Origin of the sequence: Achromobacter sp. Root170, assembly GCF_001428165.1 — a bacterium.
Classification (GTDB): domain Bacteria; phylum Pseudomonadota; class Gammaproteobacteria; order Burkholderiales; family Burkholderiaceae_B; genus Achromobacter; species Achromobacter mucicolens.
This window is the reverse complement of sequence record NZ_LMHN01000020.1, coordinates 22,371-47,351: the sequence shown is the minus strand read 5'-3', so window position 1 is coordinate 47,351 and position 24,981 is coordinate 22,371. Positions and strand designations below refer to the sequence as shown.

Sequence of the window (24,981 nt, the reverse complement as noted above, 5' to 3'; positions counted from 1 at the left end):
GCTGTCTGCTATTGCAGCGGCAGGCAGATACGGGTCTGCAATTGCGCGGGCGGGGTGGTGCGCGGGTCGTTCAGGTATTGCTCGAACATGGGGAAGTCCGCGGGGGCCATGCCGCTGGACGGCAGCCATTCGGCAAAGAGCCAGTCGTAGGGCTTGCGCATTTCGTTGTAGGGGCCGGTGTACGTGAGGATGGCGCAGCGGCCGGCGGGAATTTCGAAGCGTTCGAGTTCCTGGCCGATGTCGGCATCGGGCGCGACGGGCATGCCGGCAAGCGATCGCAACTGGCTTTCGGGGACCTGCTCGGGGTCATCGAAATAGATGCCGTAGCCGATGGTGTCGGGGGTGGCGATGCCGCGGCCGATGGCGAGCATGAAGGCCCTTGAGAAGACGGGGCCGATGTCCTGGTAGCTGCCGCGGTGGGGCAGGACGGCCAGGATGGTTCCAGGGAAGTTCTCGATGACGACGGGGTACATGGTCAGCTCCTTGGGGGTGGAAGACTGGGCGCGGGCGGCGCGATACCGGCCGGGCGGGGTGCCGAAGAGGGCGCCGAAGGCGCGGTTGAAGGCGGCGTCGGATTCGTAGCCGGCGCGTTGGGCGATGTCTCTCAATGGGGTTTCGGAGCCGGCCAAGGCGGCAGCCGCGCGGTGCATGCGGATGCGCTGGACGGTGGCGTTGACCGTTTCTCCCATCATGGCGCGGTAGACGCGGTGGAAGTGGTAGGGGGATAGGCAGGCCAGGTCGGCCAGGTGGTGCAGGTCTGGCGGGGCGTCCGGGTTGGCGGCTAGCCAGCGTAGGACGGGGTCCAGGCGTTGGGCGTGGAGGGATCGCGTTGCGGGTTTCAATGGGTTGCTCCTTGGTAGGGGCAATTTAGCTTTTGGGGGTTTGCAGATTTTGCGGTTTTTTTCTCTGGGTTGCGCCGGTTCGGTTCTTTAGACGCACGGCGCGGCGGCGGCCTTGGGGCGCGGGGCTACGATTGCGGTCCGGAGCCTTCGCTCCGGACTGCCCCTTCGTCATCGTCGTTGTCACCTCCGGCGACTGCCTTCCGATTCCCTCGGGCGCATCTACACGCCCCGCGCCCCAAGGCCACCGCCACGCCGTGCTCAGGTGATTAGGGTTCCGGCATTGCTGGGGCGAGTTGTTTGCTTGGCGTTCTGGCAAGCGGTGGGGTGTGGCGGAAGGTCTTGCGGGGCCCGCTCCGCGGCGGCCGCGCGGGCGGCCTGGCGGAGCTTACGCGGTGTCTTGCGGCACGCGTTGGCGCTGCGCGCTTCGCTCTGGATTGCTGTGCGGCGTCTCGCTTGTGGCGCCTTGCGCTTTAAGAGGCTATGAGCCTTTCACGGGTTCGCAGTGTCAGTAGCCGCGCTGAGGGTCGTAGATGTTGGGAAGCGCCTCGCCGCGCTCGTTGGCTGCGATCAGCAGGGCGGTGTGACGCGCTCGCTCCTTGCGGTCGGGGATCGCCGCGCAGTGGGGGGTGATGGTGATTTTTGGGTGGGTCCACAGCGGGGAGTCTTCTTGCAAGGGTTCTTGTTCGAAGACGTCCAGGATGGCCTGGTCCAGATGGCCGCTGTCCAGCGCGTCCAGGATGTCCTGGGTGACCATGTGGGCGCCGCGGCCGGCGTTGATGAGGCTGGCGCCTTTTGGGAGCTGGGAGAGCGTCGTGCGGTTGAGGATGCCGCGCGTCGTTTCGGTGGCGGGCAGGAGGCAGACGAGGAGGTCGGTGTTGGCGAGGAAGTCGGCGAACTGGTCCTGGCCTGCGTAGGACGGCATGCCGGGGAGCTTGCTGGCGCCGCGGGACCAGCCGCTGACGGGAAAGCCTGCGCGGGACAGGAGTTGCGCTGAGGCGACGCCAAGGTGGCCGAGGCCCATGATGCCGACGCGCACGTCGGCGGCGACGCGCAGGGAGTCGAAGAATTCCCAGTGGCGGCGGGCCTGGTTGTCGGTGATGCGTTTGACGTTGCGCGTGATCATGAGGGCGCTGGTGAGCACGTACTCGGCCATTTCGGTCTGCGTGCGCGCGGTGACCATGCGGGCGATGGGCAGGTGGCGCGGCAGGGCGGGATCGGCGAGGATGTGGTCGACGCCGGCGCCGGCGCTGACGATGAGTTTCAGGTTGGGGAAGGTGGCCAGGCGGCCGGCGTCGGGGGCCCAGACGAGGGCGTAGTCGATGGTGGCGGGGTCGGGGTCTTCGTGCCAGCCGACGACGTCCAGTTCCGGCGCGAACGCGCGGAAATGCGCGCGCCATTCTTCTGTCGCCTGTGGGCCGCCGGAATTGATGATGAGGCGCATGCGTGTCCTTGCTGCTGGAAGGCCGGCGCGGCGCGCCTGCGGGTTGTCCACAGGACGCCGCGCGTTGGCCTCAACGTTCGACCGTGCGGTTCCAGCGGGCGTTGAAGGCGGGCCGGGCCGCGTTGATCTGGTCCCAGTCCAGGATCTTAGCGTTGGCCATGTAGCCTTGGAAGCGCTTGAGCGTCTCGGCGTTGTCGGCGGACGCCTGGACGTTCTTGTTGGACGGGAAGTGGCCGCCCATTTCCAGCGCCTTGGCCTGGGCCTTGGCGGACAAGAGGTACAGCGCGAGCTTTTGCGCGAGTTCGGGTTCGCTGTTCTTGGCGATGACGCATTCGCCGACCATGAGGATGACGGAGCCTTCCTTGGGCTGGGCGTATTCCACCGGGATGTCGCGCTTTTTCAGGCGGGCGATGGCGGTGGGGGTGAGCGGGAAGATGGCGGCCTCGTCGGACTGGATCATCTCGGCCAGCTTGGCGGAGTTGGGGATGTACTCGAGCACGTTGGGGCCGATGGTGGAGGGCCACTTCTTGAAGCCGGGCTCGTAGTTCTGGTCGTTGCCGCCTTCGATACGGTTGAACATCAGGAAGCCATGCAGGCCGAAGGTGCTGCCGGAAGCAGACTGGAAGACGACCTTGCCCTTGTACTTGGGATCGGCCAGGTCCAGCCACGAGGTCGGCGGCGTCCAGCCGTTCTTCTGGAAGAGGCGGGTGTTGTAGCCCAGGCCGGTCATGCCGATGTCGATGCCGGCGGCCATGCGGTCTTTCATCAGGGCGGTGGGATACAGCTCTTTCAGGACGGGGTCGTCGTTGAGCTGTTCGCACAGGCCCATCGAGATCGCGCGGGCCATGATGCCGTCATCCAGGAACATGACGTGCATCTGCGGATTGTCCTTGTAGGCCTGCGCCTTGGCCAGCACGTCTGTCGAGGTGCCGGGCACGACGACGATCTTGACGTTGTTGGCCTTCTCGAAGTCCGGGAACACGTGCTGCGTGAAGGCGCGTTCCATGTCGCCGCCGTTCATGCCGACGTACAACGTCTTTTGCTGCGCCATTGCGCCGGCGGACAGCAATGCCAGCACCGCCGCGCCCAGCAGGCGCTTCCCCTTGGTCAGGCGCTGCGCGCCCTGTTTCTTGTGCATCATGGTGACTCCAGCGTTTGCTCACGAAGACTCTCAGGCCGGGCCGCGGCGCCGTGAGCGGCGGGCGCGTACCGTTCAATGCGGAAGGCATCGATGGGAATGGAGGATCGGCCGTGCACGACCAGCTCGGACAGCACTTCGCCGACGGCCGGGCCGATCTGAAAGCCCGCGCCGGACAGGCCGAAGGCATGAAAGAGACCGGGCACGATGGCGCTGGGTCCGAGCACGGGATTGTGGTCGGGCATGTTGCCTTCCACCCCTGTCCAGAAGCGGATGACCTGCGCGCCGCGCAGCACAGGCAGCAGCGTTGCCGCATTGGCCATCAGCGCGCCTAGGTTGTCGCGCCCCGGGCGGGCATGGTCAGGGTCTGCCGAGACGCCGCGCCCGCCGCCGATGACGCAGTTGCCGCGCGCGACCTGGCGCGCGTAGATGCCGCCGCCCTGCATGCCCAGGCTGACGTTCATGAACAGCGGCAGGGGTTCGGTCACCATCATGAGGGGATGAATGGAGGTTTCGGGCACGGGTTCGCCAAAGCCTTCGGCGAAGCGGCCGGCCCAGGCTCCCGCGCAATTGAGCAGCACGCGCGCGCGCACTTCAAGCGTGTCGCCGGCGCGCACGATGAAACGCGTGCCGTCGTGCGTGGCTGATGTGACGCGCACGCCTTCGCGCACATCGGCGCCCAGCGCGGCCGCGGCACGCGCGAACGCCGGGGACACGAGCCGAGGGTTGGCGTGGCCGTCCTGCGGGCAGAACGAGCCGCCCACCACGCCCTGGCCCAGCCAGCCGAAACGCCGCGCCAGCGCGCGGCGGTCCAGGATTTGAAGATCCATGCCAAAGCCGCGCGTGCTGTCGCGATAGGCGTGCAGCAACGCCAGGTCGGCGTCGGAGCAGGCCAGCTTCAAATGTCCGGAGCGCACGTACTCGCCGTCGATGCCGATCAGCTCGGGCAGCTTGCCCCACAGTTCGTGCGCGCGCCGCGCGAGCGGCAGCTGTTCAACGCCGCGGCCCTGCCGCCGCACGCCGCCGTAGTTGACGCCGCTGGCCTTGGCGCCGCACAGCGCCGCTTCCAGCAGCACCACGGGCACGCCCTGGCGGCGCAGGAACAGCGCGGCGCTGCCGCCGACGATGCCGCCGCCGATGATCGCGACTTCGGTGTCGATGCGTTCCGTCATGCGGCCTCCATCATGCGGCCCTTTTCGCGGGCCGTTCCAGGCACACCACGTTGACCGGGATGGGTTTGACCGGCGGCTGGTTGCGCAGCCGGCCCACGGCGCGCGGCGCGCAGCCCACGGCGTGAGCCAGGACTTCCGCGCCTGCGACGCCGCACATGCGGCCCTGGCAACGGCCCATGCCCACGCGCGTCAGCGCTTTCAGGCGATTCATCTCGCGCACGCCGTTCTCGTGCACGGCCTGGCGGATGGTGCCGGCGGTGACTTCCTCGCAGCGGCAGACGACGGTGTCGTCGGCGATGCCGGCGGCCCAGTCCTCGGGAAACGGGAAGGCGCGTTCCAGCGCGTCGCGCACGCGGCCGTTGGCCGCCAGTTGCAATTCCAGCACGCGCGCGCGGCGCGCGTCGTGCGGATGCCCGGTGTCTTCAAGCAGCGCCAGCGCCGCGCGTTCGCCCGCCAGTTCGGCGGCGTCGGCGCCGCCGATGCCTGCGCCATCGCCGGCGACGTAGACGCCCGTCACGCTGCTGCGGCCAGCGGCGTCGCGCCGCGGGATCCAGTTGCGGTCACGTTCGTTGAATTCAAAGTCGCAGCCGATCAGGCTGGCAAGCTGGGTTTCGGGCCGCAGCGACAGGCCAAAGCCAACCGCATCGCAATCCAGCGTGTGCGTGCGTTCACCCTGCCGGTACGACAGACCCGTGACTCGGCCCGTGCCCGCGACGGCCACGGGCCGCACGCCGCTGCGCAGCGGCACACCGTGCGCGCGCAGCCACGCCATGTAGTAAAGGCCCTTGGCCAGCAGCGCGGGCGCGCGCAGCATGCCGGGCAGCGCGGCGGCGCGGTCGGCAAAGCGGGACGTGTCCAGCACGGCTGCGACTTGCGCGCCCGCCTTGGCGTATTGGTAGGCCACCAGATACAGCAGGGGGCCGGTGCCCATGAACGCGACGCGCGAACCGATGCCGCATCCCTGGTGCTTGAGCGCCACCTGCGATCCGCCCAGCGTGTAGACGCCGGGCGTCAGCCAGCCGGGAAACGGCAGCACGCGGTCGGTGGCGCCGGTGGCGAGGATGAGGTGGGTGTAGGGCACGGTGGTGCTGACGCCGTCTCGCAGCACGTCCAGCGTCCTGCCTTCGGCGCTCCAGACGAGACAGCCGGGGCGGTATTCCACACTGCCCTGCAACGCCTGCATGGTCCGGTGCACGGCGTCGGCCTTGCGGTGTTCGAAGCCGTACAGCGCGGACTTGGGCCGCGAGAAGCCGGGCGGCGGCTGCCGGTAGATCTGGCCGCCGGGCCGCAGGCCTTCGTCCAGGATCACGGGCCGCAGGCCTTGCGCGGCCAGCGTCTGGGCCGCGCGGATGCCGGCCGGACCCGCGCCGACGATCACGGGCATCACGGCGGTCATGGCGTGTCGTCCTCGGGCCAGGCGGCGGCCGACAGCGTGCCGGGCGCGGCTGCCGGCGCCAGCGCGGCGCTCTGCAGCCGCATGCCGGGCTCGATATACGTGGAACAGGCGCGCACGCGCTCGCCGTGTTCAAGCTGCACCCAGCAGTCCTGGCAGGCGCCCATCATGCAGAAGCCGGCGCGCGGCCCGCCCCCGAATTCCGAGACGCGCAGGCGCTCGCCCTGCGTCAGGACGGCGGTCAGGACCGTGTCGCCGGCAAGCGCCGTGCAGGGCTGTCCGTCGAATGTGAAGGTCAACGCGGGCCGGCCGGTTTCGGCCAGGCGTTTCAGAATTGCCATGGCGCGCGCGGCTCCTTTGCGGCTGTCGGCAGCGATTTCATTTCTGGCCCACCAGGACGCGGTCCAGTCCGTACACCCGGTCCAGCAGCAGCATGGTCACGGCCGTCAGCGCGATCACCAGCGCGGACACGGCGGCCATCATGGGATCGATGGATTCGGTGGCGTACATGTACATGCGCACGGGCAGCGTGATGGTCGACGGCGCCGTGATGAACACCGACATGGTCAGTTCGTCGAAGCTGTTGATGAATGCCAGCAGCCAGCCGCCGGATACCCCGGGAATGATGAGCGGCAGGGTCACCGTAAAGAACACCGTGGCGCGGCTGGCACCCAGCGACAGCGCGGCGTGCTCGATGGACCGGTCAAAGCCGACCAGCGCGCCGATCACCAGGCGCATCACGTATGGCGTGATGACGACCACGTGGCTGGCGACCAGCCACGGAAAGCTGCCGGCCATGCCCATCAGCGCAAAGAAACGCAAGAGCGCCACGCCCAGCACCAGGTGCGGGATCATGAGCGGCGACAGAAACAGGCCGTTGAGCACGTCGCGCCCCGGAAAGCGGTAGCGCGTGATGGCGATGGCCGCAGGCACGGCCAAGCACACGGCAATGCTGGCCGACAGGAACGCCAGCCACAGGCTGTTCTTGAACGCCTGCATGAAGTTGGGATGCTCGAATACCGCGTAAAACCAGCGCAGCGAGAAGCTTGTGGTGGGCACGGTAAGCGTCGAGTCCGGCGTGAACGCCACCAGGCACACGATGACCAGCGGCGCCAGCACGAAAGCCACCACCAGGAAGTTGAACGCCAGCGCGAAAGGACCGTTCTTCTGCATGTTCGATTCCTTGCGCGGCTCAGCCGAGGCTGCGGCGGTAAGAGCGTTCGACGACGCGGTTGTACGCCATCATGACGATCACGTTCACGATCAGCAGCACGATCGCGATGGCCGCGCCCAGCGGCCAGTTCAGCTCGGTCAGGAACTCGTCGTACACGACGGTGGCCACCATCTTCAGGCGACGTCCGCCCAGCAGCGCGGGAATCGCAAATGAGCTGGCCGACAGGCCGAAGACGATGAGGCTGCCCGACAGGATGCCTGGCATTGCCTGCGGTAGCACGATGCGCGTGAGCGTCTGAAAGCGCGAGGCGTTCAGCGACAGCGCCGCATGCTCGACGGTGGGGTCCAGCTTCTGCAGCGACGTCCAGACGGGGATCACCATGAAGGGCAGCATGACGTGCACCAGGCCGATGATGACGGCGGTGGGCGTGTAGAGCAGCGTTCCCAGCCCCAGCGCGGCGGCCGCCTTGCCCAGCGGTCCGCCCGGGCCCAGCAGCATGCTCCAGCCGAACGCGCGCACCACCAGCGAGATCAGCAGCGGCGACAGCACCACCAGAAGGAAGATCGAGCGCCAGGGCTTGCCCATGCGCGAGAGGATGTAGGCTTCGGGCGCGCCGATCAGCACGCAGATCAGCGTGGTGACGCCGGCGATCCAGAAGGTGCGCCAGAAGATCTCGATGAAATAGCTGTCCGTGACCACGGCCAGGTAATGTTCGAACGTGTGGCCGGGCTGGATGCCCGCGGCGTAATCGAACGGCCGGAAGGACAAGGCGAACGTCAGCGCCAGCGGCGTGAGCACCAGCGTCAGGAACACGAGCGCCAGCGGGATCGATCCCAGGATGGCGAGCAGGCCGTCGTTGCGCGGCTTGGGCAGGCTGGCGGCAGCGCCGCGTTGCGTGAGCGTTGCCATGTCAGTCGGCCGCCACCGCTGCGGCGGGCGCGCGCAGCACACGCAGCACGCCGTCCGCCCAGTCCAGCCCGATGGCTTCGCCGTCGTCGTGCGGACGGCGGCCGTCGTTGGGCGTCAGGATGGTCAGCGCCCCCACGGGCGAATCCAGGTCGTACATCCACTGGCTGCCCAGGAAGTAGCGCGTGTTGACCACACAGGCAAGCTTGCCTTGCCCGGACGGCACCGGCACCAGCTTTTCGGGCCGCAGCGACAACTGCACGCTGTCGCCGTGGCGCAGGCCTTCGCCGTCGACCAGGAGACTCAACGCGCCGGTCTGGACTTCTGCCTGCGCGCCGCAGCGCGTCACGCGCCCGGCGAGCAGATTGGTCTTGCCCACGAAGCGCGAGATGAACTCGGTTTGCGGGTGCTCGTACATGCGATAGGGCGCGTCCACCTGCGTGGCGCGGCCGTCCTGCATGACCACGACGCGATCGCTGATGGACAGGGCTTCGGCCTGGTCGTGCGTGACCATGACGGTCGTGGTGCCGATCTTGCGCTGGATGCTGCGCAGTTCGAACTGCATGTCCTCGCGCAGCTTGGCGTCCAGGTTGGACAGCGGCTCGTCCAGCAGCAGCACGGGCGGGCGGATCACCAGCGCGCGCGCCAGCGCCACGCGTTGCCGCTGGCCGCCCGACAGTTCGCGCGGGAACCGGTTCGCATGCTTGTCCAGCTTGACCAGCGCCAGCGCCTCGCGCACGCGGTCCTGGCGCTCGGCGCGCTCGACCTTGCGCATCTTCAGGCCGAAGGCGACGTTGTCGGTCACGGTCAGGTGCGGGAACAGCGCATAGCTCTGGAAGACGATGCCCAGGCCGCGCGTGTTGGGTTTGGCGTGCGTGATGTCGCGCCCGTCCAGCGTGATCGTGCCGCAGGTCACGTCGGCAAAGCCTGCAATCATCTGCAGCGTGGTGGTCTTGCCGCAGCCGGAGGGGCCAAGCAGGGAGACGAACTCGCCCTTGTCGACCGACAGGTTCAGGTCCGAGACGACACGCAGGTCGCCATAGTTCTTGGAGACGTTGTCCAGCCGCAGAAATGCCATGTTCCACACCCCGTGACCCATCCGGGCCTTGCGCCGCCGGGGGATTTGACTTCACCCCAGCTGCTTGATCGATGGGGGCAGTCTAGGAGCCGCAAAAATGCAGGGCAATTAGGGTTTTCCGAAGAATCGAATTTTTTATCTAATAATTCCATTAGACTGAATTTCTTGATAAAAATGCATCTGACTATTTTGATTGTCGGAACTGAAGAATGAAGAAATCAGAAGCTTCGGAGGATTCCGCAGGCCAGGGCGTGCTGCAGCGGGCGTTCGCGGTGCTGCGCGTGCTGGCCGACGCCAAGGGCGAAAAGCTGCGCCTGACGGATATCGCCGCCCGCACGGGGCAGGCGCAGGCCACGGTGCATCGGGTGCTGCAAGGGCTCTTGCAGGAGGGCGTGGTGGAGCAGCCGGCGCAAAGCAAGGGGTATCAGCTCAGCGTCGCCTTCTTTTCGCTGGCCGCAGCCGCCGGCACCCACCAGTCCAGCCTGCGCACCCTGTACCGCCCCGCCATGCTGCGGCTGTCCGGCATGCTCAACGACACCATTTTTCTGCTGGTGCGCAGCGGCTTTGACGCCGTCTGCGTCGACCGCGTGGATGGCGCATTTCCGGTGCGCTCGCACACGGGCGACATCGGCGGGCGCGTGCCGCTCGGCATGGGACAGGGCGGCCTGGTGCTGCTGGCCAGCCTGCCCGAGGCCGAGCGCGAAGAGGTCATGCGCTTCAACATCCCGCGCCTGCATCATCTGGGCTTCGTGGACGAGATCTCGATGCGCGTGCGCATCAAGGAATGCCTGGAACTGCGCTACGCGCGCAGCCAGGGGCAGGGCGTGTTTCCCAATATCGCCGGGTTGGCGGTGCCGGTCTACGATCCCAACGGCGTCACGGTCGCGGCGCTGAGCGTGGCGGCGCCCATCGAACGCATCAGCGATGAACGCCTGCCGCTGATCGTGGAAATGCTGCGCCGCGAGGCCGATGCGGTGGGCGCGCAGATCAATCCCTTCGACCCGGCGCTGCGCCGCCCCAGCCAGTTTCTGGGCACCGGCAACGGGGCATAGCCGCCGTCGGCATCGGCGCATAAAAAACCCGGACACGCTGGCGGTCCGGGTTCTTGTCATGCGCGTCTGCAATCAGGTCGGGTACGTGCCCGGCAGCAGGATGCTGCGGTCGCCCGGCTCGATCGTGCGGCGGCCGCACAGCGCCATCGTCGTGTCCATTTCCTTGTACAGGATCTCCAGCACGCGGGTCACGCCGGCCTGGCCGTAGGCGCCCAGGCCATACAGGAAGGCGCGGCCGATCATCGTGCCGCGTGCGCCCAGCGCCACGGCCTTCAGGATGTCCTGGCCGGAGCGGATGCCGCCGTCCATCCACACCTCGATCTTCGAACCCACGGCATCGGCAATGGCAGGCAAGGCCGCGATGGACGACATGGCGCCGTCCAGCTGGCGTCCGCCGTGATTGCTGACGATGAGCGCGTCGGCGCCGCTGTTGGCGGCGAGCTGCGCGTCTTCGACGTCAAGAATGCCCTTGATGATGAGCTTGCCGCCCCAACGCTGCTTGATCCATTCCACGTCGTCCCAGCTCAGGCGGGGATCGAATTGCTCGGCCGTCCACGACGACAGCGACGACAGGTCGCTCACGCCCTTGGCGTGGCCGACGATGTTGCCGAAGGTGCGGCGTTTGGTGCCCAGCATGCCCATGCACCAGCGCGGCTTGGTCGCCAGGTTGATGAGGTTGCGCAGCGTGGGCTTGGGCGGCGTCGACAGGCCGTTCTTGATGTCCTTGTGGCGTTGGCCCAGGATCTGCAGGTCCAGCGTCAGCACCAGCGCCGAGCAGCCGGCGGCCTTGGCGCGGTCGATCAGGTTGCCGACGAACTCGCGGTCGCGCATCACGTACAGCTGGAACCAGAACGGTTTGCCGGTGGCCTGCGCCACGTCTTCCAGCGAGCAGATGCTCATCGTGGACAGCGTGAAGGGCACGCCGAAATCGGCGGCGGCCTTGGCAGCCAGGATCTCGCCGTCGGCGTGCTGCATGCCGGTCAGGCCTGTGGGAGAAATCGCCAGCGGCATCACCACATCCTGGCCCACCATCGTGGTGCGCAGCGACCGGCCTTCCATGTTCACCGCCACGCGCTGGCGCAGCTTGATCTTGTGAAAGTCGCTTTCATTCGCGCGGTAGGTGCCTTCTGTCCAGGCGCCGGAATCGGCGTAGTCATAGAACATGCGCGGCACGCGCTTCTGCGCGACGACGCGCAAATCTTCGATGCAGGTGATCGTAGAAAGGTTAGCGGTCATAGTGTCTGTGAAGTGATAGGGGGGCGCCAGCGCCGCCCAGTATACGCGCCGAGGCCGGCAAGCGTCGCTTGCCGGCCCCGTTCGCCCCCCTGCGCAAAGACTCTACGGTCCCTGCACGCCCAGCCTTAGCGCGGCCACACCTTGCTGACCGCGCGGATGGTCGCCCATGCGACCCAGCGCGGGCTGGTCAGCCGCGCGCCTGGCAACCGGCGCATCACGTCCACCGCCAGCCCGCCGCGCTTGTGCCATTGCTTCTTGCGCGTCTGGCTGTCGGTCCAGCGGCCCTCCAGCCACGGGAATTCGCGACGCCCCGGCTTATAGACCGGCGGCGTGTTGTAGATCAGGATGTACGCCAGCCGCGGCGTCTGCGAGGTGTTGGGCCCCGTGAAGTGCAGCGTGCGCGCGTCGTGCACCGTGATGCCGCCCGGATCGAGCGGCTCGGCCACGGCCTGTTCACGCGGAAAATCGCCGCAGCATTCCAGCGGATGCAGGCTCTTGTCGCCCCCCGGCGAACGGTGCTCCAGCACGTCCCACTTGTTCGAACCCGGCAGGAACTGCATGCAACCGTTCTCGACGGTGGCCGGCTGCAGCGCCAGCCAGATGCTCAATTCGTTGTAGACGAAGTCCGGCGAACGGAACGCTTCGTCCTGGTGCCACGGCGTCTCTGGTCCGTGCGGACCGGGCTTGAGCAACGCGTGCTCGCCATAGAGCGCCGCCTGCGGGCCCAACAGCTGCCGCGCCAGTTCCAGCGTGCGTTCGTGGTAAACCGTCTTCAACAGGCCCGGGGCATAATGGCGCGGATCATGCAGACTGGGAAACTTGGCGGGCTTGGTCGGGTCGTCGCGGCTGACGAAGTCATACTGCGCGCCCTCGTTGTAACCCGTCTTGTTCGCGAACAAGTCCAGCAGCGTCCTGCGGATGTAGCCGACCTCATCCTGAGGGCACATGTCCTTCAAGGCCAGGTAGCCCTGATCCCTGTAGCGCGCTGTCTCGGCATCCGACAACAAACTGGTCTCTTCCATAATGGCTTCTCCAAGCTCTCGGTAATGGGTATTTCTAAGCTGGCACGTTTTGACATGTGCTCTAACGTATCGCTTCGAAGCCCGCCGGGCCTATAGACCATCCGCTGTAGCCGATTCCGCCTACGTATCTCGTGCGTGGCGGCGCATCATCCGAAGGAAAAACCATGCAAGACCCTAAGGCCGATTCCCATATCGAAACCGTCCACGTCACCGTCAGCGGCACGGTCCAAGGCGTGGGATACCGTCACGCGACGGTGCGGCGCGCCCACATGCTGGGCGCGAAGGGTTGGGTGCAGAACATGCTGGACGGCACGGTCGAGGCGCTGGTTCAGGGCACGCCCGACCAGGTGGACCATATGCTGGAATGGCTGCGGCGCGGTCCGCCCGGCGCGTCCGTGCAGGAAATCATCACGCGACGGGAGTACACCGATAAGCGTTACATCCGCTTCGAGCAACTTTGATCGTCGCCGCCCTAGCCGGCACGATGTAATCCGGCCGGACGAGGCGGCCACGCCGCAAGGGCTGACGGCGTCAGCGCGAGCGCATCCAGCGTCCGCCGACCTGGTTGATGACCAGCCCGGCCAGCACGCAGGCAGCGCCCAGCCATTGCAGCGGTTGCAGGCGCTCGCCGAAGGCCATGGACGCGGCCCACAGCCCCACCACCGGCACCAGCAGCGAGAACGGCGCAACCTTTGCCGCGGGGTGGCGCGACAGCAGCTGCGTCCACAACGTGTAGGCCAGCAGGGTCGCCAGCACCGCCAGGTACAGCACCGATAGTGCCTCGCCCCAGCCGATGCCGGTCACCATGCCCACCACCGGCTCCCAGCCGTCGATCAGCACGGCCAGCGCCAGGAAGGGCAGCACCGGCGCGGCGCTGCTCCAGGCAATGAATGCGAAGGGGTCGTAGCCGGGCGCCTTGCGGCTGGCCAGCCGCACGATCATGTTCGACACCGCCCACATGAACGCGGCGCCAAGCGTCAGCACAAAGCCCAGCATCGTCATCTGCCCGGGCCCTTCGCCGCGCCCCCCGGCAATGACGGCCAGACCCATCGCCGCCACGCCAAGGCCGAACCAGTGATGCCGCCGCGCCCGTTCATGCAGGACCGGCGCGGCCAGCAGCAGCGTGAAGAACGCCTGGGTCTGGATGACGAGCGAGGCCATGCCCGCCGGCATGCCGAAATTGAGCGCGGTAAACAGCAGGCCAAACTGGCCCAGCCCCTGGACCAGCCCGTAGGCCGCGACCCAGTGCCACGGCAGCCGCGGCATGCGCACGAAAAGGATCAGGGGGAAGGCCGCCAGCGCGAATCGCAACGCGCCCAGCATCATGGGAGACAGGCCCCGCATGCCGACCTTCATGACGACGAAATTCAGGCCCCAGATGACCACCACCGCAAGGGCGCAGAAATAGTCTTTTCGGGAAAGATGAGTGGGGGTGGACATGCGGGGCATTATCGCATCGCCCACCCCAAAGCCGGCTGAATCAGCGCGCGTTCAGCACCGCGGCAAACGCCTGGACGGCCGCATCGATATCGGCATCGCCGATATGCCGATGCGTGACGCAACGCAGCCGCGTGCGGCCCCAGGGGCGCGTCAGCACACCTTGCGCCTGCAGGGCCGAGACCCACTGCGCGTTGGTCATGCCGGTATCCGCGGTCTCGACCTGCACGATGTTGGTCTGCGGCACCGTGGCTGTCAGCGCCGGGGCCAGTTTGTTGATGCCGTCGCTCAGGCGGCGTGCCCGCACGTGGTCTTCGGCCAGCCGGCCGCTCATGTGCTGCACGCCCTCCAGGCCCGCGGCGGCCATGATGCCGGATTGGCGCTGTGTGCCGCCCAGCATGCGGCGCAGCGAGCGCGCCTTGGCCACCACCGCCTGGCTGCCGGCCAGCACCGCGCCCACCGGCGCGCTCAGGCCCTTGGACAGGCACAGGGACACCGTATCGGTGTGGCGGGTGATCTCGCTGGCCGGCACGCCCAGCGCCACGGCCGCGTTGAACAGCCGCGCCCCGTCCAGGTGCACCGGCACGCCGCCCGCGCGCGCCATGCCGTACACAGCCTGCATGTGGTCCAGCGGCAGCACGGTGCCGCCCGCGTTGTTGTGGGACGTCTCCATCGCCACCAGCGCGGTCTTGAGCCGGTGCCCGCCGGTCAGCAGGGCGTCCTCGAGCCGGTTCAGGTCCATCGCGCCCGCGGTGCCCGGCACGCCTTGATAGAACAGTCCCGTGAACGTGGCCGCGCCGCGTTCGGACGTGTACATGTGAGCGGTCGATTCCAGCGCCACCTGCTCGCTGCGCTGCGTCTGCGCCAGCACGGCCAGCAGGTTGGCCATCGTGCAGCTTGGCACGAACAGGCCCGCTTCCTTGCCCAGGCTGGCCGCCACACAGGCTTCCAGCTCGCGCACGGTGGGGTCGCCGTCCAGGCCGTCATCGCCGATGGGGGCGGTGCGCATCCGCTCGTACATGGCCGCGGTCGGGTGGGTGACCGTGTCGCTGCGCAGGTCGACGGGCGGTGGGGGAGGTTCGGCGGGAGTCCGCTGGGTCATGGCGTTCAGTGCTGCAGAATTTTGGAAAGAAACTGGCGCGTGCGCGGGGCACGTTCCTCGACGTTGCCGAAGAACTGCTCCTTCTGGCAGTCCTCGACGATCTTGCCGCCGTCCATGAAGATCACACGGTCGGCGACGCGGCGCGCGAATCCCATCTCGTGGGTCACCACCATCATGGTCATGCCTTCGCCCGCCAGGTCGGTCATCACGTCCAGCACCTCGTTGACCATCTCCGGGTCCAGCGCCGACGTGGGTTCGTCAAACAGCATCACGACCGGGTCCATCGACAGCGCGCGCGCAATCGCCACGCGCTGCTGCTGGCCGCCTGACAGTTCGCCAGGATGCTTGTCCTTGTGCGCCGACAGGCCCACGCGCTCGAGCAGGGCAAGCGCACGCTGGCGCGCTTCGTCCTTGCCGCGCTTGAGCACCTTGATTTGGCCCAGGCACAGGTTTTCGGTCACCGACAGGTGGGGGAACAGCTCGAAGTGCTGGAACACCATGCCGGCCACGGCGCGCAACTTGGGCAGGTTGGTGCGCGGGTCGCCCACGGACACGCCGTTAACCACGATCTCGCCCTTCTGGAAGGGCTCGAGCGCGTTCACGGTCTTGATGAGCGTCGACTTGCCCGATCCCGACGGACCGCACACCACCACGACCTCGCCGCGGCGCACCGTGGTCGAGCATTCGTCCAGCACCTGGAAGTCGCCGTACCACTTGCTGACCTGGCGGATCTCGATCATCGGAGGATTGGAAGAGAGTTGCATCGTTGAACCTGTGGATAACCTGGACGGCTCAGCGCAGCACGCGCGTGCGCTTTTCCAGATGCTTGACCAGACGCGATGCCGTGAAGCAAATCACGAAATACACCACCGCCACGAAGAGATAGAGTTCGACCAGCCGTCCGTCGCGCTGGCCGATCTTGGACGCCGCGCCCAGGAAGTCGGTCAGCGACAGCACGTAGACCAGCGAGGTGTCCTGAAACAGGATGATGACGCGCGTGAGCAGCGCCGGCACCATATTGCGCAGCGCCTGCGGCAGCACCACATACCGCATGCCTTGCCAATGGTTCAGGCCCAGCGCCATGCTGGCCGACACCTGGCCGCGTGCAATGGACTGGATGCCGGCGCGCATGATCTCGCAGAAGTACGCGGCCTCGAACAGCGTGAACGTGATCACCGCCGAATTGAACGCCCCCACGCGCAGCGGCGTGGGCGATCCCACGACCCATGCCGCGATGTACGGCATCAGGAAGTAGAACCAGAAGATCACCAAGAGAAGCGGGATCGAGCGCATCACGTTCACGTAGATGCCCGCCGGCACCGACAGGATCTTGTAGCGCGACAGCCGCATCATCGCCAGAAGCGTGCCCAACGCCAGCCCCATCACCGCCGCCAGCACGGTCAGGGTCAGCGTGAACGTCATGCCAGTCTGGAACAGGTACGGCAGCGCGCCCCAGATCACATCGAAATCGAATTTGCCCATGCTAGCGCCCCAATCCCGCAGGCGACTTTGCCGCCGTGCCGATCAGGCCGGGCACCGCCACGCGGCGCTCGAGCGTGCGCATCCCCAGCACGACGATGCCGTTCAGAATCAGGTAGATCACCGTCGCGGCCGAAAACGCCTCGAAGATATGAAAGCTGAACTCCGCCATCGAGCGCGCCTGTCCGGTGAGCTCCAGCAGGCCGATGGTCAGCGCCACCGACGAATACTTGATCGTGCCCATGAACTCCGAGGTCAGCGGCGGCAGCACGATGCGATAGGCCTCGGGCAGGATGATGTGGCGATAGACCTGCGCCTCGGTCAGGCCCAGGGCGGTCCCCGCCTGAAACTGGCCGCGCGGCAGCGACTGGATGCCGGCACGCAATTGCTCGGCCACGCGCGCCGATCCGTAAAAACCCAGGCACAGCACCGCGGGCACGAACTGCCCCCAGGGCTGCGGCATCTGCTTCATCGCCAGGCCCCAGGCATGCGGCAGCAATTCGGGCAGCACGAAATACCACAGGAACATCTGCACCAGCAGCGGGACGTTGCGAAACAGTTCCACGTAGGTGGCGCCGATGGCATTCATCAGGCGCGACTGCACCGTGCGCATCACGCCCAGCCAGGATCCCAGCAGCAGCGAAAACACCCACGCCGTCAACGCCAGCGCAAGCGTCCAGCCCACGCCGATCAGGATCGTCTCCAGGAAGGTATGCACGCCGTCCGGCGACATCTCCAGGAAGACGCTCCAACTCCAGTTGTAATTCATGCACTCGCCCTTGATCGCGGCGCCGGTCGTTGCCGGCGTCCTTGCCCCTTCATGCGCCGCGGGCGCGCGCTGCGCCCCGCGGCATGCTGCTTACTCGTAGGCTTTGGGATCGCCGGAGTCGGTGGGGTTGGCCAACGCGCGCTTGAGCGCGTCGCTCATGGGGTACTTCAGGTTGATCTGCTTGGGCGGGATCGGCGAATTGAAGTACTTGTCGTACAGCGCGGCGACCTTTCCGGTCTTCATGAGATCGATCACGGCGTCGTCGACGACCTTCTTGAACTTCGGATCGTCCTTGGGCTGCATGATGCCGTAGGGCGCCATTTCCAGGCCCTTCTTGCCAATCACGAACGCATCCGGGTTCTTGGACGACGCGACCGCGCCGTAGGCGATGCCGTCGTCGTTGGCCGAACCGGCCGCGCGACCCGATTCCACCATCAGGATGGTTTCGGCGGTGTCCTTGGTGGGCGCCATCGAAATGCCCAGGTTGCCCTGCGCATTCAGTTGCGAGATCAGCTTGAACGTCTGGCCGCCGGCCTGCGCCGCGATGGTCTTGCCGCGGAACGAGGACAGGTCATTGGGGTCCACGCCGCCGTCCTTGCGTGCCACCAGCACCACTTGCGCCACGAAGGTCGTGGGCGCGAACGACACCAGCTTGTGGCGCGCTTCGTTGTTGGTGGTGTTGCCGCATTCCAGATCGATCGTGCCGTTGGCCAGCAGCGGGATGCGCGTGGCCGACGTCGTCGGGTTGTAGCGCACTTCCAGCTTGGGCAGCTTCAGCGCCGCTTGCACGTACTTGGCAACTTCCTGGCAGATCTCGACCGTGTAGCCAATGGGCTTCTGATTGCCGTCCAGGTACGCGAACGGCACCGACGTCTCGGGGTGGCCGAGCGTGATGACGCCGGTTTCCCGGATCTTGTCCAGACGGCTGGGACCTTCGGCATGTGCCGTCGCGGCGCTGCCCAGAAGGGTGGCGGCGACGGAGATCGCGGCAAGTGCTTTCATCTGATTCCCTTGGCGCCGTGCGTGCGGCGCGTGTTTATGTTCACGATCGGCGGATCCAGGCTTGCTGGTGACCGCCGCGTCCCGCGATGAGCCCCGCGGCTGGCAAAAAGTATCAACTAGCAGTATGGTTTTATCCAGTTCCAATCAAGTATTCCTCTATACGGATTTGACATGGCTATTCCCCGGATGGGCTTGCGACACATCGAGGCGTTCCGCGCCGTCATGATGACCGGTTCCATGACGGCAGCAGCTCGTCGAGTGCATACCTCGCAGCCGCACGTTAGCCGCTTAATTGCGCAATTGGAAGCCATCACCCAGTTTCCCCTTTTCGACCGCAACGGCAGCCGGCTCAGTCCAACCCAGGACGGGTCGCGCTTCTTTCAGGAGGTGGAAAAGACCTTCATCGGCCTGGCCGGCCTGGAGTCGGCGGCGGCCAGCATCCGCTCGTTCAGCGCCAGCCGCCTGAGCGTGGCCGCCATGCCGCGCCTGGCGGGCGGCCTCTTGGCACGCATCGTGGCCGCCTTCAAGACCGAGTACCCGGAGGTCATGGTGGCGATCCACTCGGGGAACGCCAGCACGGTCCACAACTGGATCAGTTCGGGCTTCTGCGACACCGGCCTGGCCATGCTGTCGGGTGAAACCCCCGGCATCCAGGTCGAACCCGTCCTCACGATGAGCTGCGTGGCCGTGCTACCGCGCGGACACCGCCTGACCAAACTGAAAAAGCTCAAGCCCGCCGACTTCGCGGGCGAGCCCTTCATCGCCTTTCCCAGCGGCACGCCGCTGCGCGAAAAGATCGACGCCGTCTTCAAATCCGCCAAGGTCGAGCGCCACACGGTGGCCGAGGCCGGACTGGGTTCGTCGGTCTGCGCGCTGGTGGGCGCGGGCCTGGGCGTGGCGCTGATCAACCCGTTGGCCGCACGCGAGGAATACGAAGCCAACGGCGTGGAAGTCCGGCCCTTCAGTCCGGCGGTGCCGGTCACAGTGGCGCTGCTGTATCCGCCGTATCACACGCGCACCCGTCTGGTCAGCGTATTTTCACGCTACGCGCATCAGCTCATGCTGGAAGAGATGGGAGACCTGAAGGCGCGGCCGCCCAGGTAGAAGGGCGCTACGGCGGGACGCCAGGGCCAGGTAAGCCAGGTGACAGGTAGGCCAGGTGTCTGACACCCGCTGAGGCACTGCCGCAAACCAACGACGGTCTCCCCAGGGTGTCAGACACCGTTGCGGCAACTCCGAAATACTCCCGGGCCCACAAAACCAAAGGCCAGCCCTCTCGGGCTGGCCTTTGGTGACCCAAGCAGGCGTGCGATCAGGCGTCGATATTGCCCGCCGACAGCGCGTGCGTTTCGATGAAGTTGCGGCGCGGTTCGACGTCGTCGCCCATCAGCGTGGTGAAGACTTCGTCGGCCGCGATGGCGTCCTCGATCTGCACGCGCAGCAAGCGGCGCACCTTCGGGTCCATCGTGGTTTCCCACAGCTGCTCGGGGTTCATTTCACCCAGACCCTTGTAGCGCTGCTTGGAGATGCTGCGGTCGGCTTCGCTGCGCAGCCATTGCATGGCCTCGCGGAAGTCGGACACCGGCTGCTCCTTGCGCTTGTCGCCTTCGCCGCGAGCGGCCAGCGAGCGCGGACCGACCTTGCCCAGGAAGCTCTTGGCGGCCTTGGACAGGATGGCGTAATCCGAGCCATTGATGAAGTCGGCGTCGATGATGCTGACGCGCACGTTGCCGTGGTGCATGCGCTGCACGGACAGGCGATGGCGTTCGGTGGCCTCGTCGAACTGCGGTACGACTTCGACGCCGTTGCCGTTGATGGGATCGCGCATGGCGTCGGCCAACCGCTTGGCGGAGTCCGCGGTGGATTCGGCCGTCTCCAGGTTGATCTCCACGCCTTCGGCCATGGCCGACAGCGCGCCCACGTCGAAGACGCGCGACAGGCGGGCGATGACGCCGTCGGCCGCCACGTACTGGCGGGCCAGGTCGCTCAGCTCTTCGCCGCGGATGATGTTGCCGCCCGAGATGATCTCGGCGTCCTTCAGGGCCAGCGTCAGCATGAACTGCGCTTCTTCCTGGTCATCCTTCAGATAGCGCTCTTCGCGGCCAACCTTGACCTTGTAGAGCGGCGGCTGGGCGATGTACACATAGCCGCGCTGCACCAGCTCGGGCATCTGCCGGTACAGCAGCGTGAGCAGCAGGGTGCGGATGTGCGCGCCGTCCACGTCCGCGTCGGTCATGATGATGAGGCGGTGGTAGCGCAGCTTGTCCACGTTGAAGTCCGGGCCGATGCTGGTGCCCAGCGCCGTGATCAGCGTGGCGATCTGTTCGCTGGCGATCAGGCGGTCAAAGCGCGCCTTCTCGACGTTCAGCACCTTGCCGCGCAGCGGCAGGATGGCCTGGAACTTGCGGTCGCGGCCTTGCTTGGCCGAGCCGCCTGCGGAGTCGCCCTCGACGATGTACAGCTCGCACAGCGCGGGGTCCTTCTCCTGGCAGTCGGCCAGCTTGCCGGGCAGGCCGGCGCCTTCCAGCACGCTCTTGCGGCGCGTCATCTCGCGCGCCTTGCGCGCGGCTTCGCGGGCACGGGCGGCCTCGACGATCTTGTTGCACAGGGCCTTGGCGTCGTTCGGGTGTTCGAGCAGCCAGGTTTCCAGCGTGCGGGCAACGGCTTCTTCAACGGCCGGACGCACTTCGCTGGACACCAGCTTGTCCTTGGTCTGGCTGCTGAACTTGGGCTCGGGCACCTTCACCGACAACACGCAGGCCAGGCCTTCGCGCATGTCATCGCCGGACGTCTCGACCTTGGCCTTCTTGGCCAGTTCGTTGTCGGTGATGTACTTGTTGATGATGCGCGTCATCGCGGCGCGCAGGCCGGTCAGGTGCGAACCGCCGTCGCGCTGCGGGATGTTGTTCGTGAAGCACAGCACGCTTTCGCTGTAGCTGTCGTTCCACTGCATCGCCACTTCCACGCCCACGGACACGCCGCCGGCCGCGGACTCGGTGCTGACCGAAAACACGTTCGGATGCAGCACGGTCTTGGCGCGGTTGATGTATTCGACGAACCCCTTCACGCCGCCCGAAAAGGCAAAGTTCTCTTCCTTGCCCTGGCGCTGGTCGATCAGGCGGATCTTGACGCCGTTGTTCAGGAACGAGAGCTCGCGCAGGCGCTTGGAGAGGATCTCGTAGTGGTATTCGATGTTGTTGAAGATGATCGGATCGGCCAAGAAGCGCACTTCGGTGCCGCGCTTGTCGGTCGTGCCGGTCACGGCCAGGGGCGCCACGCGCTCGCCCTGGCGGAATTCCATCTGGTGCACCTGGCCGTTGCGGCGGATGGTGAGACGCAGCCATTCGGACAGTGCGTTCACGCAGGACACGCCCACGCCGTGCAGGCCGCCGGACACCTTGTACGAGTTCTGGTCGAACTTGCCGCCGGCGTGCAGTTCGGTCATGACGATTTCGGCCGCGCTGCGGTGGAACTCGTCGTCCTTGTGGATATCGGTCGGGATGCCGCGGCCGTTGTCCGTGACGGAAATGGAATTGTCGGTGTGGATAGTTACGACGATGTCGTCGCAATAGCCGGCCAGGGCTTCGTCGATGGCGTTATCGACGACCTCAAACACCATGTGGTGCAGGCCCGTGCCGTCGGACGTGTCGCCGATGTACATGCCGGGGCGCTTGCGCACGGCCTCCAGCCCCTTGAGCATCTTGATCGAGTCAGCGCCGTAGCCGCTGGTCTCGGGAGTGGTGTTCTGCTGATCTGACATGTCTGTATCGATAACGCTTTAAAGAACGGCCTGGCGGCCGGACCGCCCGCGGACCAACCGGTCCGCAAGCGGCACAAACCCACGGGGGGAGTGCGGATCAGATCCGCATGGGCATGACGACGTACTTGAACTGGTCGTCTTCGGGCAGGGTGATGAGCGCCGACGCGTTGGCATCGGGCATGACCGACCACTGGATGTTGTCGACCTTCACGTTGGACAGCACGTCGAGCAGGTAGCCGACGTTAAAGCCCACGTCCAGCGCCTCATGGCTGTAGTCGATGTCGATTTCTTCCTGCGCCTCTTCCTGCTCGGCGTTCGAGGACGAGATCTTCATCTGGTTCTGCGCCAGTTGCAGGCGCACGCCCTTGAACTTGTCCGTGGTCAGGATGGCGGCGCGCTGCAGGCTGCCCTGAAGCGCTTCGCGGCCGACGAGGAAATGGCGCGTGTAGTTCGTGGGAATCACGCGCGTGAAATCGGGGAACTTGCCTTCGACCAGCTTGGACACCAGCTCGACGTCGCCAAAACGGAAACGGATCTGGCCCGGCGCCACGTCGATGGAGACGGTCTCGTCGGAGTCTTCCAGCAGGCGCTGCATTTCCAGCACGGTCTTGCGCGGCACGATGACTTCGTGGCGCTCGGCGATGCCGTCGGCTTCGGTCGAGCAATGCGCCAGGCGGTGGCCGTCGGTGGCCACGGCGCGCACACGGCCCGGTTCAAACACCAGCAGCATGCCATTCAGGTAGTAGCGGATGTCCTGCTGGGCCATGGCGAAATGCACCATGTTGAACAGGTGGCGCAGGGTGCGCTGCGGCATGGTCAGCGACACGTCCCACTGCTCGGGCTGAGCGACGGTGGGGAATTCGCTGGCGGCCAGCGTCTGCAGCGCAAAGCGGCTCTTGGCGGACTGCACCGACAACTTGTTGCTGGCCAGGGCCAGGCGCACGTCGCCGGTATCGGGCAGGGCTTTCAGGATGTCCAGCAGCTTGCGCGCGGCCACCGTGGTGGACTCGTTGTCCTGGCCGACACCAAAGTCGGCGTGCGTGGTGATCTGCACTTCCAGGTCGGTCGCAATGAAGGCAACCTTGTTGCCTTCCTTGCGCATCAGGATGTTCGCAAGAATGGGCAGGGTATGGCGTCTTTCGACGATGCCCGCCACAGTCGACAGCGGTTTCAGCAATGCATCGCGTGTGGTTTGTACGAGTTGCATGTTCATCCTTTTAGAGTTTGTTCCAACACGTGCAGGGTATGGTTGAGCTCCGCTTGCTTGGCGCGGGCATCGGAAATCTTGCGAACGGCGTGCAGCACCGTGGTGTGATCACGGCCGCCGAATAAATCGCCGATTTCCGGCAGGCTTTTCTGGGTCAGCTCCTTGGCCAGGTACATCGCGACCTGGCGCGGCAAGGCGATATTGGCCGGCCGGCGTTTCGAGTACATGTCGGCGACCTTGATCTTGTAGAAGTCCGCCACCGTCTTCTGGATGTTTTCGACGGTGATCTGGCCGTTGGACACCGACAGCAGGTCCTTCAGCGCTTCCTTGCAGACATCGACCGTCAGCACGTCGCGGCCGTGGAAACGCGCATAGGCAAGCACCTTGCGCAGCGCGCCTTCCAGCTCGCGCACGTTGCTGCGCAGATGCTTGGCGATGAAGAACGCCACTTCCTCGGGCATGGGCACGCCTTCGGACTCGGCCTTGCGCAGCAGGATCGCCACGCGCATCTCCAGTTCCGGCGGCTCGATGGCCACCGTCAGGCCCGAGTCGAAGCGCGAGATCAGGCGGCTGTCGATGCCCGACAGTTCCTTCGGATACGTATCGCTGGTGATGATGATCTGCTTGCGCTGCGCAACCATCGCCTCGAACGCGTAGAAGAATTCTTCCTGCGTGCGGTTCTTGCCGGAGAAGAACTGGATATCGTCGATCAGCAGCAGATCGAGCGAATGGTAGTAACGCTTGAAGTCGTCGAACGCCTTGCGCTGGTAGGCCTTCACCACGTCGGACACATACTGGTCCGCATGCACGTAGCGCACGCGCACCCCGGTGCCTGCCGCGACCATGGCGTTGCCGATGGCGTGGATCAGGTGGGTCTTGCCCAGGCCGACGCCCCCATACAGGAACAGCGGGTTGTACGAGGTGCCCGGGTTTTCGGCGACCTGCAGCGCGGCGGCGCGCGCGAGCTGGTTGGCCTTACCGGTCACGAAGTTCTCGAACGTGAGGTCGGTGTTCAGGCGCGAACGCTCGTACACGATGTTGGCGGCGTCCGCGTTCACGGCCTGCGCAGCGGCGGTCGTGGCGGGCGCCGGCGGCGCGGTCGTAACGGTGACGGTCACTGGCGGCGCGGCGCCGGCAGGGGGAGCAGCGGACAGGTGCGGTTGCTGGGCGGGCTGCTGGGCGCGCACGGGCGCGACCGGCATGCGCGGCGCGGCGCCGTGCGAAGGCAGCTCGAACAGAACCTGCACCGGACGCTTGAACCACTCCGCGGCCAACGCTTCGATCTGGTGGGAAAAGTTCTTGCGCACCCAATCCAGCTTGAAGCGGTTGGGCGCGGCAACGCGCAGCACCGCCTGCGTTTCGTCGTACGCAAGCGGGACCAGCGGTCGTATCCACGCGCTGATTTGTTGGGGGGGGAGTTCCTGCTCAAGACGACTGACGCAGGTCTGCCAGAATTCTTTCATGTCGCTCTTATTCAAACCTCGATTCTACCTTGCCTGGGCTGGGGTTATCCACAGGGAGGGCCATAAGCGTCTACATGGCGCCCCCTTAACTGTTTGACAAGACAGGGAAAACTTGCTGAAATGGTGGGCTTTTCCGAATTCTGTCTGTCAGAAGGTTTCGCAGAAAGCTGGCCGGACACGCTCCTACAAGAGCAATTTGTCCGGTTTTTAGCTTTGCTGAATAGGTCGCCCGAGATGAAATTCTCGGTACAGAGCCCCGTCTTAGAGTCGTTTTTCGCACCGGTTGCGAAACCCGTTGCAAAAATGCT

The 24,981-nt window shown here is 66.0% G+C and carries 23 protein-coding genes; 3 read left to right on the top strand and 20 right to left on the bottom strand.

Annotated elements, in window-relative coordinates; all coding sequences use genetic code 11:
• Positions 1-8: 8 nt before the first annotated feature.
• The 9 genes from ASD87_RS25095 to ASD87_RS25055 all read right to left on the bottom strand — a co-directional run bounded on the left by ASD87_RS25095 (position 9) and on the right by ASD87_RS25055 (position 9,144).
• Entirely contained in the window at positions 9-842 is an 834-nt protein-coding gene (locus tag ASD87_RS25095) for a GyrI-like domain-containing protein (protein ID WP_056327665.1), read from the bottom strand.
• Between the two features lie 505 nt (positions 843-1,347).
• Positions 1,348-2,283, bottom strand: a complete 936-nt coding sequence (locus tag ASD87_RS25090) for a glyoxylate/hydroxypyruvate reductase A (protein WP_056327664.1) — start codon at positions 2,281-2,283, stop codon at positions 1,348-1,350.
• Positions 2,284-2,353: 70 nt separating this feature from the next.
• Positions 2,354-3,424 (bottom strand): ABC transporter substrate-binding protein, encoded by a 1,071-nt coding sequence (locus ASD87_RS25085; protein ID WP_056327663.1) that lies wholly within the window; start codon positions 3,422-3,424, stop codon positions 2,354-2,356.
• Entirely contained in the window at positions 3,421-4,593 is a 1,173-nt protein-coding gene (locus ASD87_RS25080; protein ID WP_056327662.1) for an FAD-binding oxidoreductase, read from the bottom strand. Before ASD87_RS25080 ends, ASD87_RS25085 begins: the two co-directional genes overlap by 4 nt.
• 10 nt (positions 4,594-4,603) lie before the next feature.
• A complete protein-coding gene (locus ASD87_RS25075; RefSeq protein WP_056327661.1) occupies positions 4,604-5,989 on the bottom strand; it encodes an NAD(P)/FAD-dependent oxidoreductase in 1,386 nt (461 codons plus the stop codon).
• Entirely contained in the window at positions 5,986-6,327 is a 342-nt protein-coding gene (locus tag ASD87_RS25070) for a (2Fe-2S)-binding protein (protein WP_056327660.1), read from the bottom strand. Before ASD87_RS25070 ends, ASD87_RS25075 begins: the two co-directional genes overlap by 4 nt.
• A 37-nt stretch (positions 6,328-6,364) precedes the next feature.
• Positions 6,365-7,159: an ABC transporter permease gene (locus tag ASD87_RS25065; RefSeq protein ID WP_056327659.1), complete on the bottom strand. Its 795-nt coding sequence runs from the start codon at positions 7,157-7,159 to the stop codon at positions 6,365-6,367.
• Positions 7,160-7,178: 19 nt separating this feature from the next.
• A complete protein-coding gene (locus tag ASD87_RS25060) occupies positions 7,179-8,069 on the bottom strand; it encodes an ABC transporter permease (protein WP_056327658.1) in 891 nt (296 codons plus the stop codon).
• Position 8,070: 1 nt separating this feature from the next.
• Positions 8,071-9,144, bottom strand: a complete 1,074-nt coding sequence (locus ASD87_RS25055) for an ABC transporter ATP-binding protein (protein WP_056327657.1) — start codon at positions 9,142-9,144, stop codon at positions 8,071-8,073.
• A 209-nt stretch (positions 9,145-9,353) separates the two neighbouring features.
• On the opposite strand from ASD87_RS25055, the gene ASD87_RS25050 reads away from it, so the two are divergent.
• Positions 9,354-10,196 (top strand): IclR family transcriptional regulator, encoded by an 843-nt coding sequence (locus tag ASD87_RS25050; RefSeq protein WP_056327656.1) that lies wholly within the window; start codon positions 9,354-9,356, stop codon positions 10,194-10,196.
• 72 nt (positions 10,197-10,268) lie between these two features.
• Here the strand turns inward: ASD87_RS25050 and ASD87_RS25045 are convergent, their stop codons facing one another.
• Complete coding sequence (locus tag ASD87_RS25045; RefSeq protein ID WP_056327655.1) at positions 10,269-11,432, bottom strand: alpha-hydroxy acid oxidase; 1,164 nt, start codon at positions 11,430-11,432, stop codon at positions 10,269-10,271.
• 125 nt (positions 11,433-11,557) lie between these two features.
• Positions 11,558-12,454: a phytanoyl-CoA dioxygenase family protein gene (locus ASD87_RS25040; protein WP_056327654.1), complete on the bottom strand. Its 897-nt coding sequence runs from the start codon at positions 12,452-12,454 to the stop codon at positions 11,558-11,560.
• A 164-nt stretch (positions 12,455-12,618) separates the two neighbouring features.
• Here ASD87_RS25040 and ASD87_RS25035 point away from each other — a divergent pair, with 164 nt between their 5' ends.
• The gene (locus ASD87_RS25035) at positions 12,619-12,915 is read left to right on the top strand and encodes an acylphosphatase (protein WP_056327653.1); all 297 of its coding nucleotides are present in this window, start codon (positions 12,619-12,621) and stop codon (positions 12,913-12,915) included.
• A 70-nt stretch (positions 12,916-12,985) separates the two neighbouring features.
• Here ASD87_RS25035 and ASD87_RS25030 read toward each other — a convergent pair whose 3' ends face one another.
• The 6 genes from ASD87_RS25030 to ASD87_RS25005 all read right to left on the bottom strand — a co-directional run bounded on the left by ASD87_RS25030 (position 12,986) and on the right by ASD87_RS25005 (position 18,243).
• On the bottom strand, positions 12,986-13,894 hold the full coding sequence (locus ASD87_RS25030; protein ID WP_056327652.1) for an EamA family transporter: 909 nt from the start codon (positions 13,892-13,894) through the stop codon (positions 12,986-12,988).
• A gap of 40 nt (positions 13,895-13,934) precedes the next feature.
• Positions 13,935-14,993: a low specificity L-threonine aldolase gene (locus ASD87_RS25025; RefSeq protein WP_056327651.1), complete on the bottom strand. Its 1,059-nt coding sequence runs from the start codon at positions 14,991-14,993 to the stop codon at positions 13,935-13,937.
• Positions 14,994-14,998: 5 nt separating this feature from the next.
• Entirely contained in the window at positions 14,999-15,733 is a 735-nt protein-coding gene (locus ASD87_RS25020; protein WP_056327650.1) for an amino acid ABC transporter ATP-binding protein, read from the bottom strand.
• A gap of 52 nt (positions 15,734-15,785) precedes the next feature.
• Positions 15,786-16,475 (bottom strand): amino acid ABC transporter permease, encoded by a 690-nt coding sequence (locus ASD87_RS25015; protein ID WP_056327649.1) that lies wholly within the window; start codon positions 16,473-16,475, stop codon positions 15,786-15,788.
• 1 nt (position 16,476) lies between these two features.
• On the bottom strand, positions 16,477-17,241 hold the full coding sequence (locus ASD87_RS25010) for an amino acid ABC transporter permease (RefSeq protein ID WP_056327648.1): 765 nt from the start codon (positions 17,239-17,241) through the stop codon (positions 16,477-16,479).
• Positions 17,242-17,331: 90 nt separating this feature from the next.
• Positions 17,332-18,243: an amino acid ABC transporter substrate-binding protein gene (locus tag ASD87_RS25005; RefSeq protein ID WP_056327647.1), complete on the bottom strand. Its 912-nt coding sequence runs from the start codon at positions 18,241-18,243 to the stop codon at positions 17,332-17,334.
• A 171-nt stretch (positions 18,244-18,414) separates the two neighbouring features.
• On the opposite strand from ASD87_RS25005, the gene ASD87_RS25000 reads away from it, so the two are divergent.
• The gene (locus ASD87_RS25000; RefSeq protein WP_056327646.1) at positions 18,415-19,347 is read left to right on the top strand and encodes a LysR substrate-binding domain-containing protein; all 933 of its coding nucleotides are present in this window, start codon (positions 18,415-18,417) and stop codon (positions 19,345-19,347) included.
• Positions 19,348-19,555: 208 nt separating this feature from the next.
• On the opposite strand, the gene gyrB is transcribed toward ASD87_RS25000, so the two are convergent.
• The 3 genes from gyrB to dnaA all read right to left on the bottom strand — a co-directional run bounded on the left by gyrB (position 19,556) and on the right by dnaA (position 24,673).
• A complete protein-coding gene (gene gyrB, locus ASD87_RS24995) occupies positions 19,556-22,003 on the bottom strand; it encodes a DNA topoisomerase (ATP-hydrolyzing) subunit B (protein ID WP_056327645.1) in 2,448 nt (815 codons plus the stop codon).
• Between the two features lie 97 nt (positions 22,004-22,100).
• Positions 22,101-23,210: a DNA polymerase III subunit beta gene (gene dnaN / locus ASD87_RS24990; protein ID WP_056327779.1), complete on the bottom strand. Its 1,110-nt coding sequence runs from the start codon at positions 23,208-23,210 to the stop codon at positions 22,101-22,103.
• A 2-nt stretch (positions 23,211-23,212) separates the two neighbouring features.
• Positions 23,213-24,673 carry a chromosomal replication initiator protein DnaA gene (gene dnaA, locus ASD87_RS24985; RefSeq protein WP_056327644.1) on the bottom strand — a complete coding sequence of 487 codons (1,461 nt, stop codon included), beginning with the start codon at positions 24,671-24,673 and terminating at the stop codon, positions 23,213-23,215.
• Between the last annotated feature and the right edge of the window lie 308 nt (positions 24,674-24,981).

Bases quoted from the DNA above. Each gene is read 5' to 3' on its own strand.
- ASD87_RS25040 (WP_056327654.1), bottom strand. From the start codon at position 12,454: ATGGAAGAGACCAGTTTGTTGTCGGATGCCGAGACAGCGCGCTACAGG.
- dnaA (WP_056327644.1), bottom strand. From the start codon at position 24,673: ATGAAAGAATTCTGGCAGACCTGCGTCAGTCGTCTTGAGCAGGAACTC.
- ASD87_RS25015 (WP_056327649.1), bottom strand. From the start codon at position 16,475: ATGGGCAAATTCGATTTCGATGTGATCTGGGGCGCGCTGCCGTACCTG.
- ASD87_RS25090 (WP_056327664.1), bottom strand. From the start codon at position 2,283: ATGCGCCTCATCATCAATTCCGGCGGCCCACAGGCGACAGAAGAATGG.
- ASD87_RS25010 (WP_056327648.1), bottom strand. From the start codon at position 17,241: ATGAATTACAACTGGAGTTGGAGCGTCTTCCTGGAGATGTCGCCGGAC.
- ASD87_RS25085 (WP_056327663.1), bottom strand. From the start codon at position 3,424: ATGATGCACAAGAAACAGGGCGCGCAGCGCCTGACCAAGGGGAAGCGC.
- ASD87_RS25060 (WP_056327658.1), bottom strand. From the start codon at position 8,069: ATGGCAACGCTCACGCAACGCGGCGCTGCCGCCAGCCTGCCCAAGCCG.
- ASD87_RS25050 (WP_056327656.1), top strand. From the start codon at position 9,354: ATGAAGAAATCAGAAGCTTCGGAGGATTCCGCAGGCCAGGGCGTGCTG.
- dnaN (WP_056327779.1), bottom strand. From the start codon at position 23,210: ATGCAACTCGTACAAACCACACGCGATGCATTGCTGAAACCGCTGTCG.
- ASD87_RS25000 (WP_056327646.1), top strand. From the start codon at position 18,415: ATGGCTATTCCCCGGATGGGCTTGCGACACATCGAGGCGTTCCGCGCC.
- ASD87_RS25045 (WP_056327655.1), bottom strand. From the start codon at position 11,432: ATGACCGCTAACCTTTCTACGATCACCTGCATCGAAGATTTGCGCGTC.
- ASD87_RS25030 (WP_056327652.1), bottom strand. From the start codon at position 13,894: ATGTCCACCCCCACTCATCTTTCCCGAAAAGACTATTTCTGCGCCCTT.
- ASD87_RS25075 (WP_056327661.1), bottom strand. From the start codon at position 5,989: ATGACCGCCGTGATGCCCGTGATCGTCGGCGCGGGTCCGGCCGGCATC.
- ASD87_RS25025 (WP_056327651.1), bottom strand. From the start codon at position 14,993: ATGACCCAGCGGACTCCCGCCGAACCTCCCCCACCGCCCGTCGACCTG.
- gyrB (WP_056327645.1), bottom strand. From the start codon at position 22,003: ATGTCAGATCAGCAGAACACCACTCCCGAGACCAGCGGCTACGGCGCT.
- ASD87_RS25035 (WP_056327653.1), top strand. From the start codon at position 12,619: ATGCAAGACCCTAAGGCCGATTCCCATATCGAAACCGTCCACGTCACC.
- ASD87_RS25020 (WP_056327650.1), bottom strand. From the start codon at position 15,733: ATGATCGAGATCCGCCAGGTCAGCAAGTGGTACGGCGACTTCCAGGTG.
- ASD87_RS25005 (WP_056327647.1), bottom strand. From the start codon at position 18,243: ATGAAAGCACTTGCCGCGATCTCCGTCGCCGCCACCCTTCTGGGCAGC.
- ASD87_RS25065 (WP_056327659.1), bottom strand. From the start codon at position 7,159: ATGCAGAAGAACGGTCCTTTCGCGCTGGCGTTCAACTTCCTGGTGGTG.
- ASD87_RS25055 (WP_056327657.1), bottom strand. From the start codon at position 9,144: ATGGCATTTCTGCGGCTGGACAACGTCTCCAAGAACTATGGCGACCTG.
- ASD87_RS25080 (WP_056327662.1), bottom strand. From the start codon at position 4,593: ATGACGGAACGCATCGACACCGAAGTCGCGATCATCGGCGGCGGCATC.
- ASD87_RS25070 (WP_056327660.1), bottom strand. From the start codon at position 6,327: ATGGCAATTCTGAAACGCCTGGCCGAAACCGGCCGGCCCGCGTTGACC.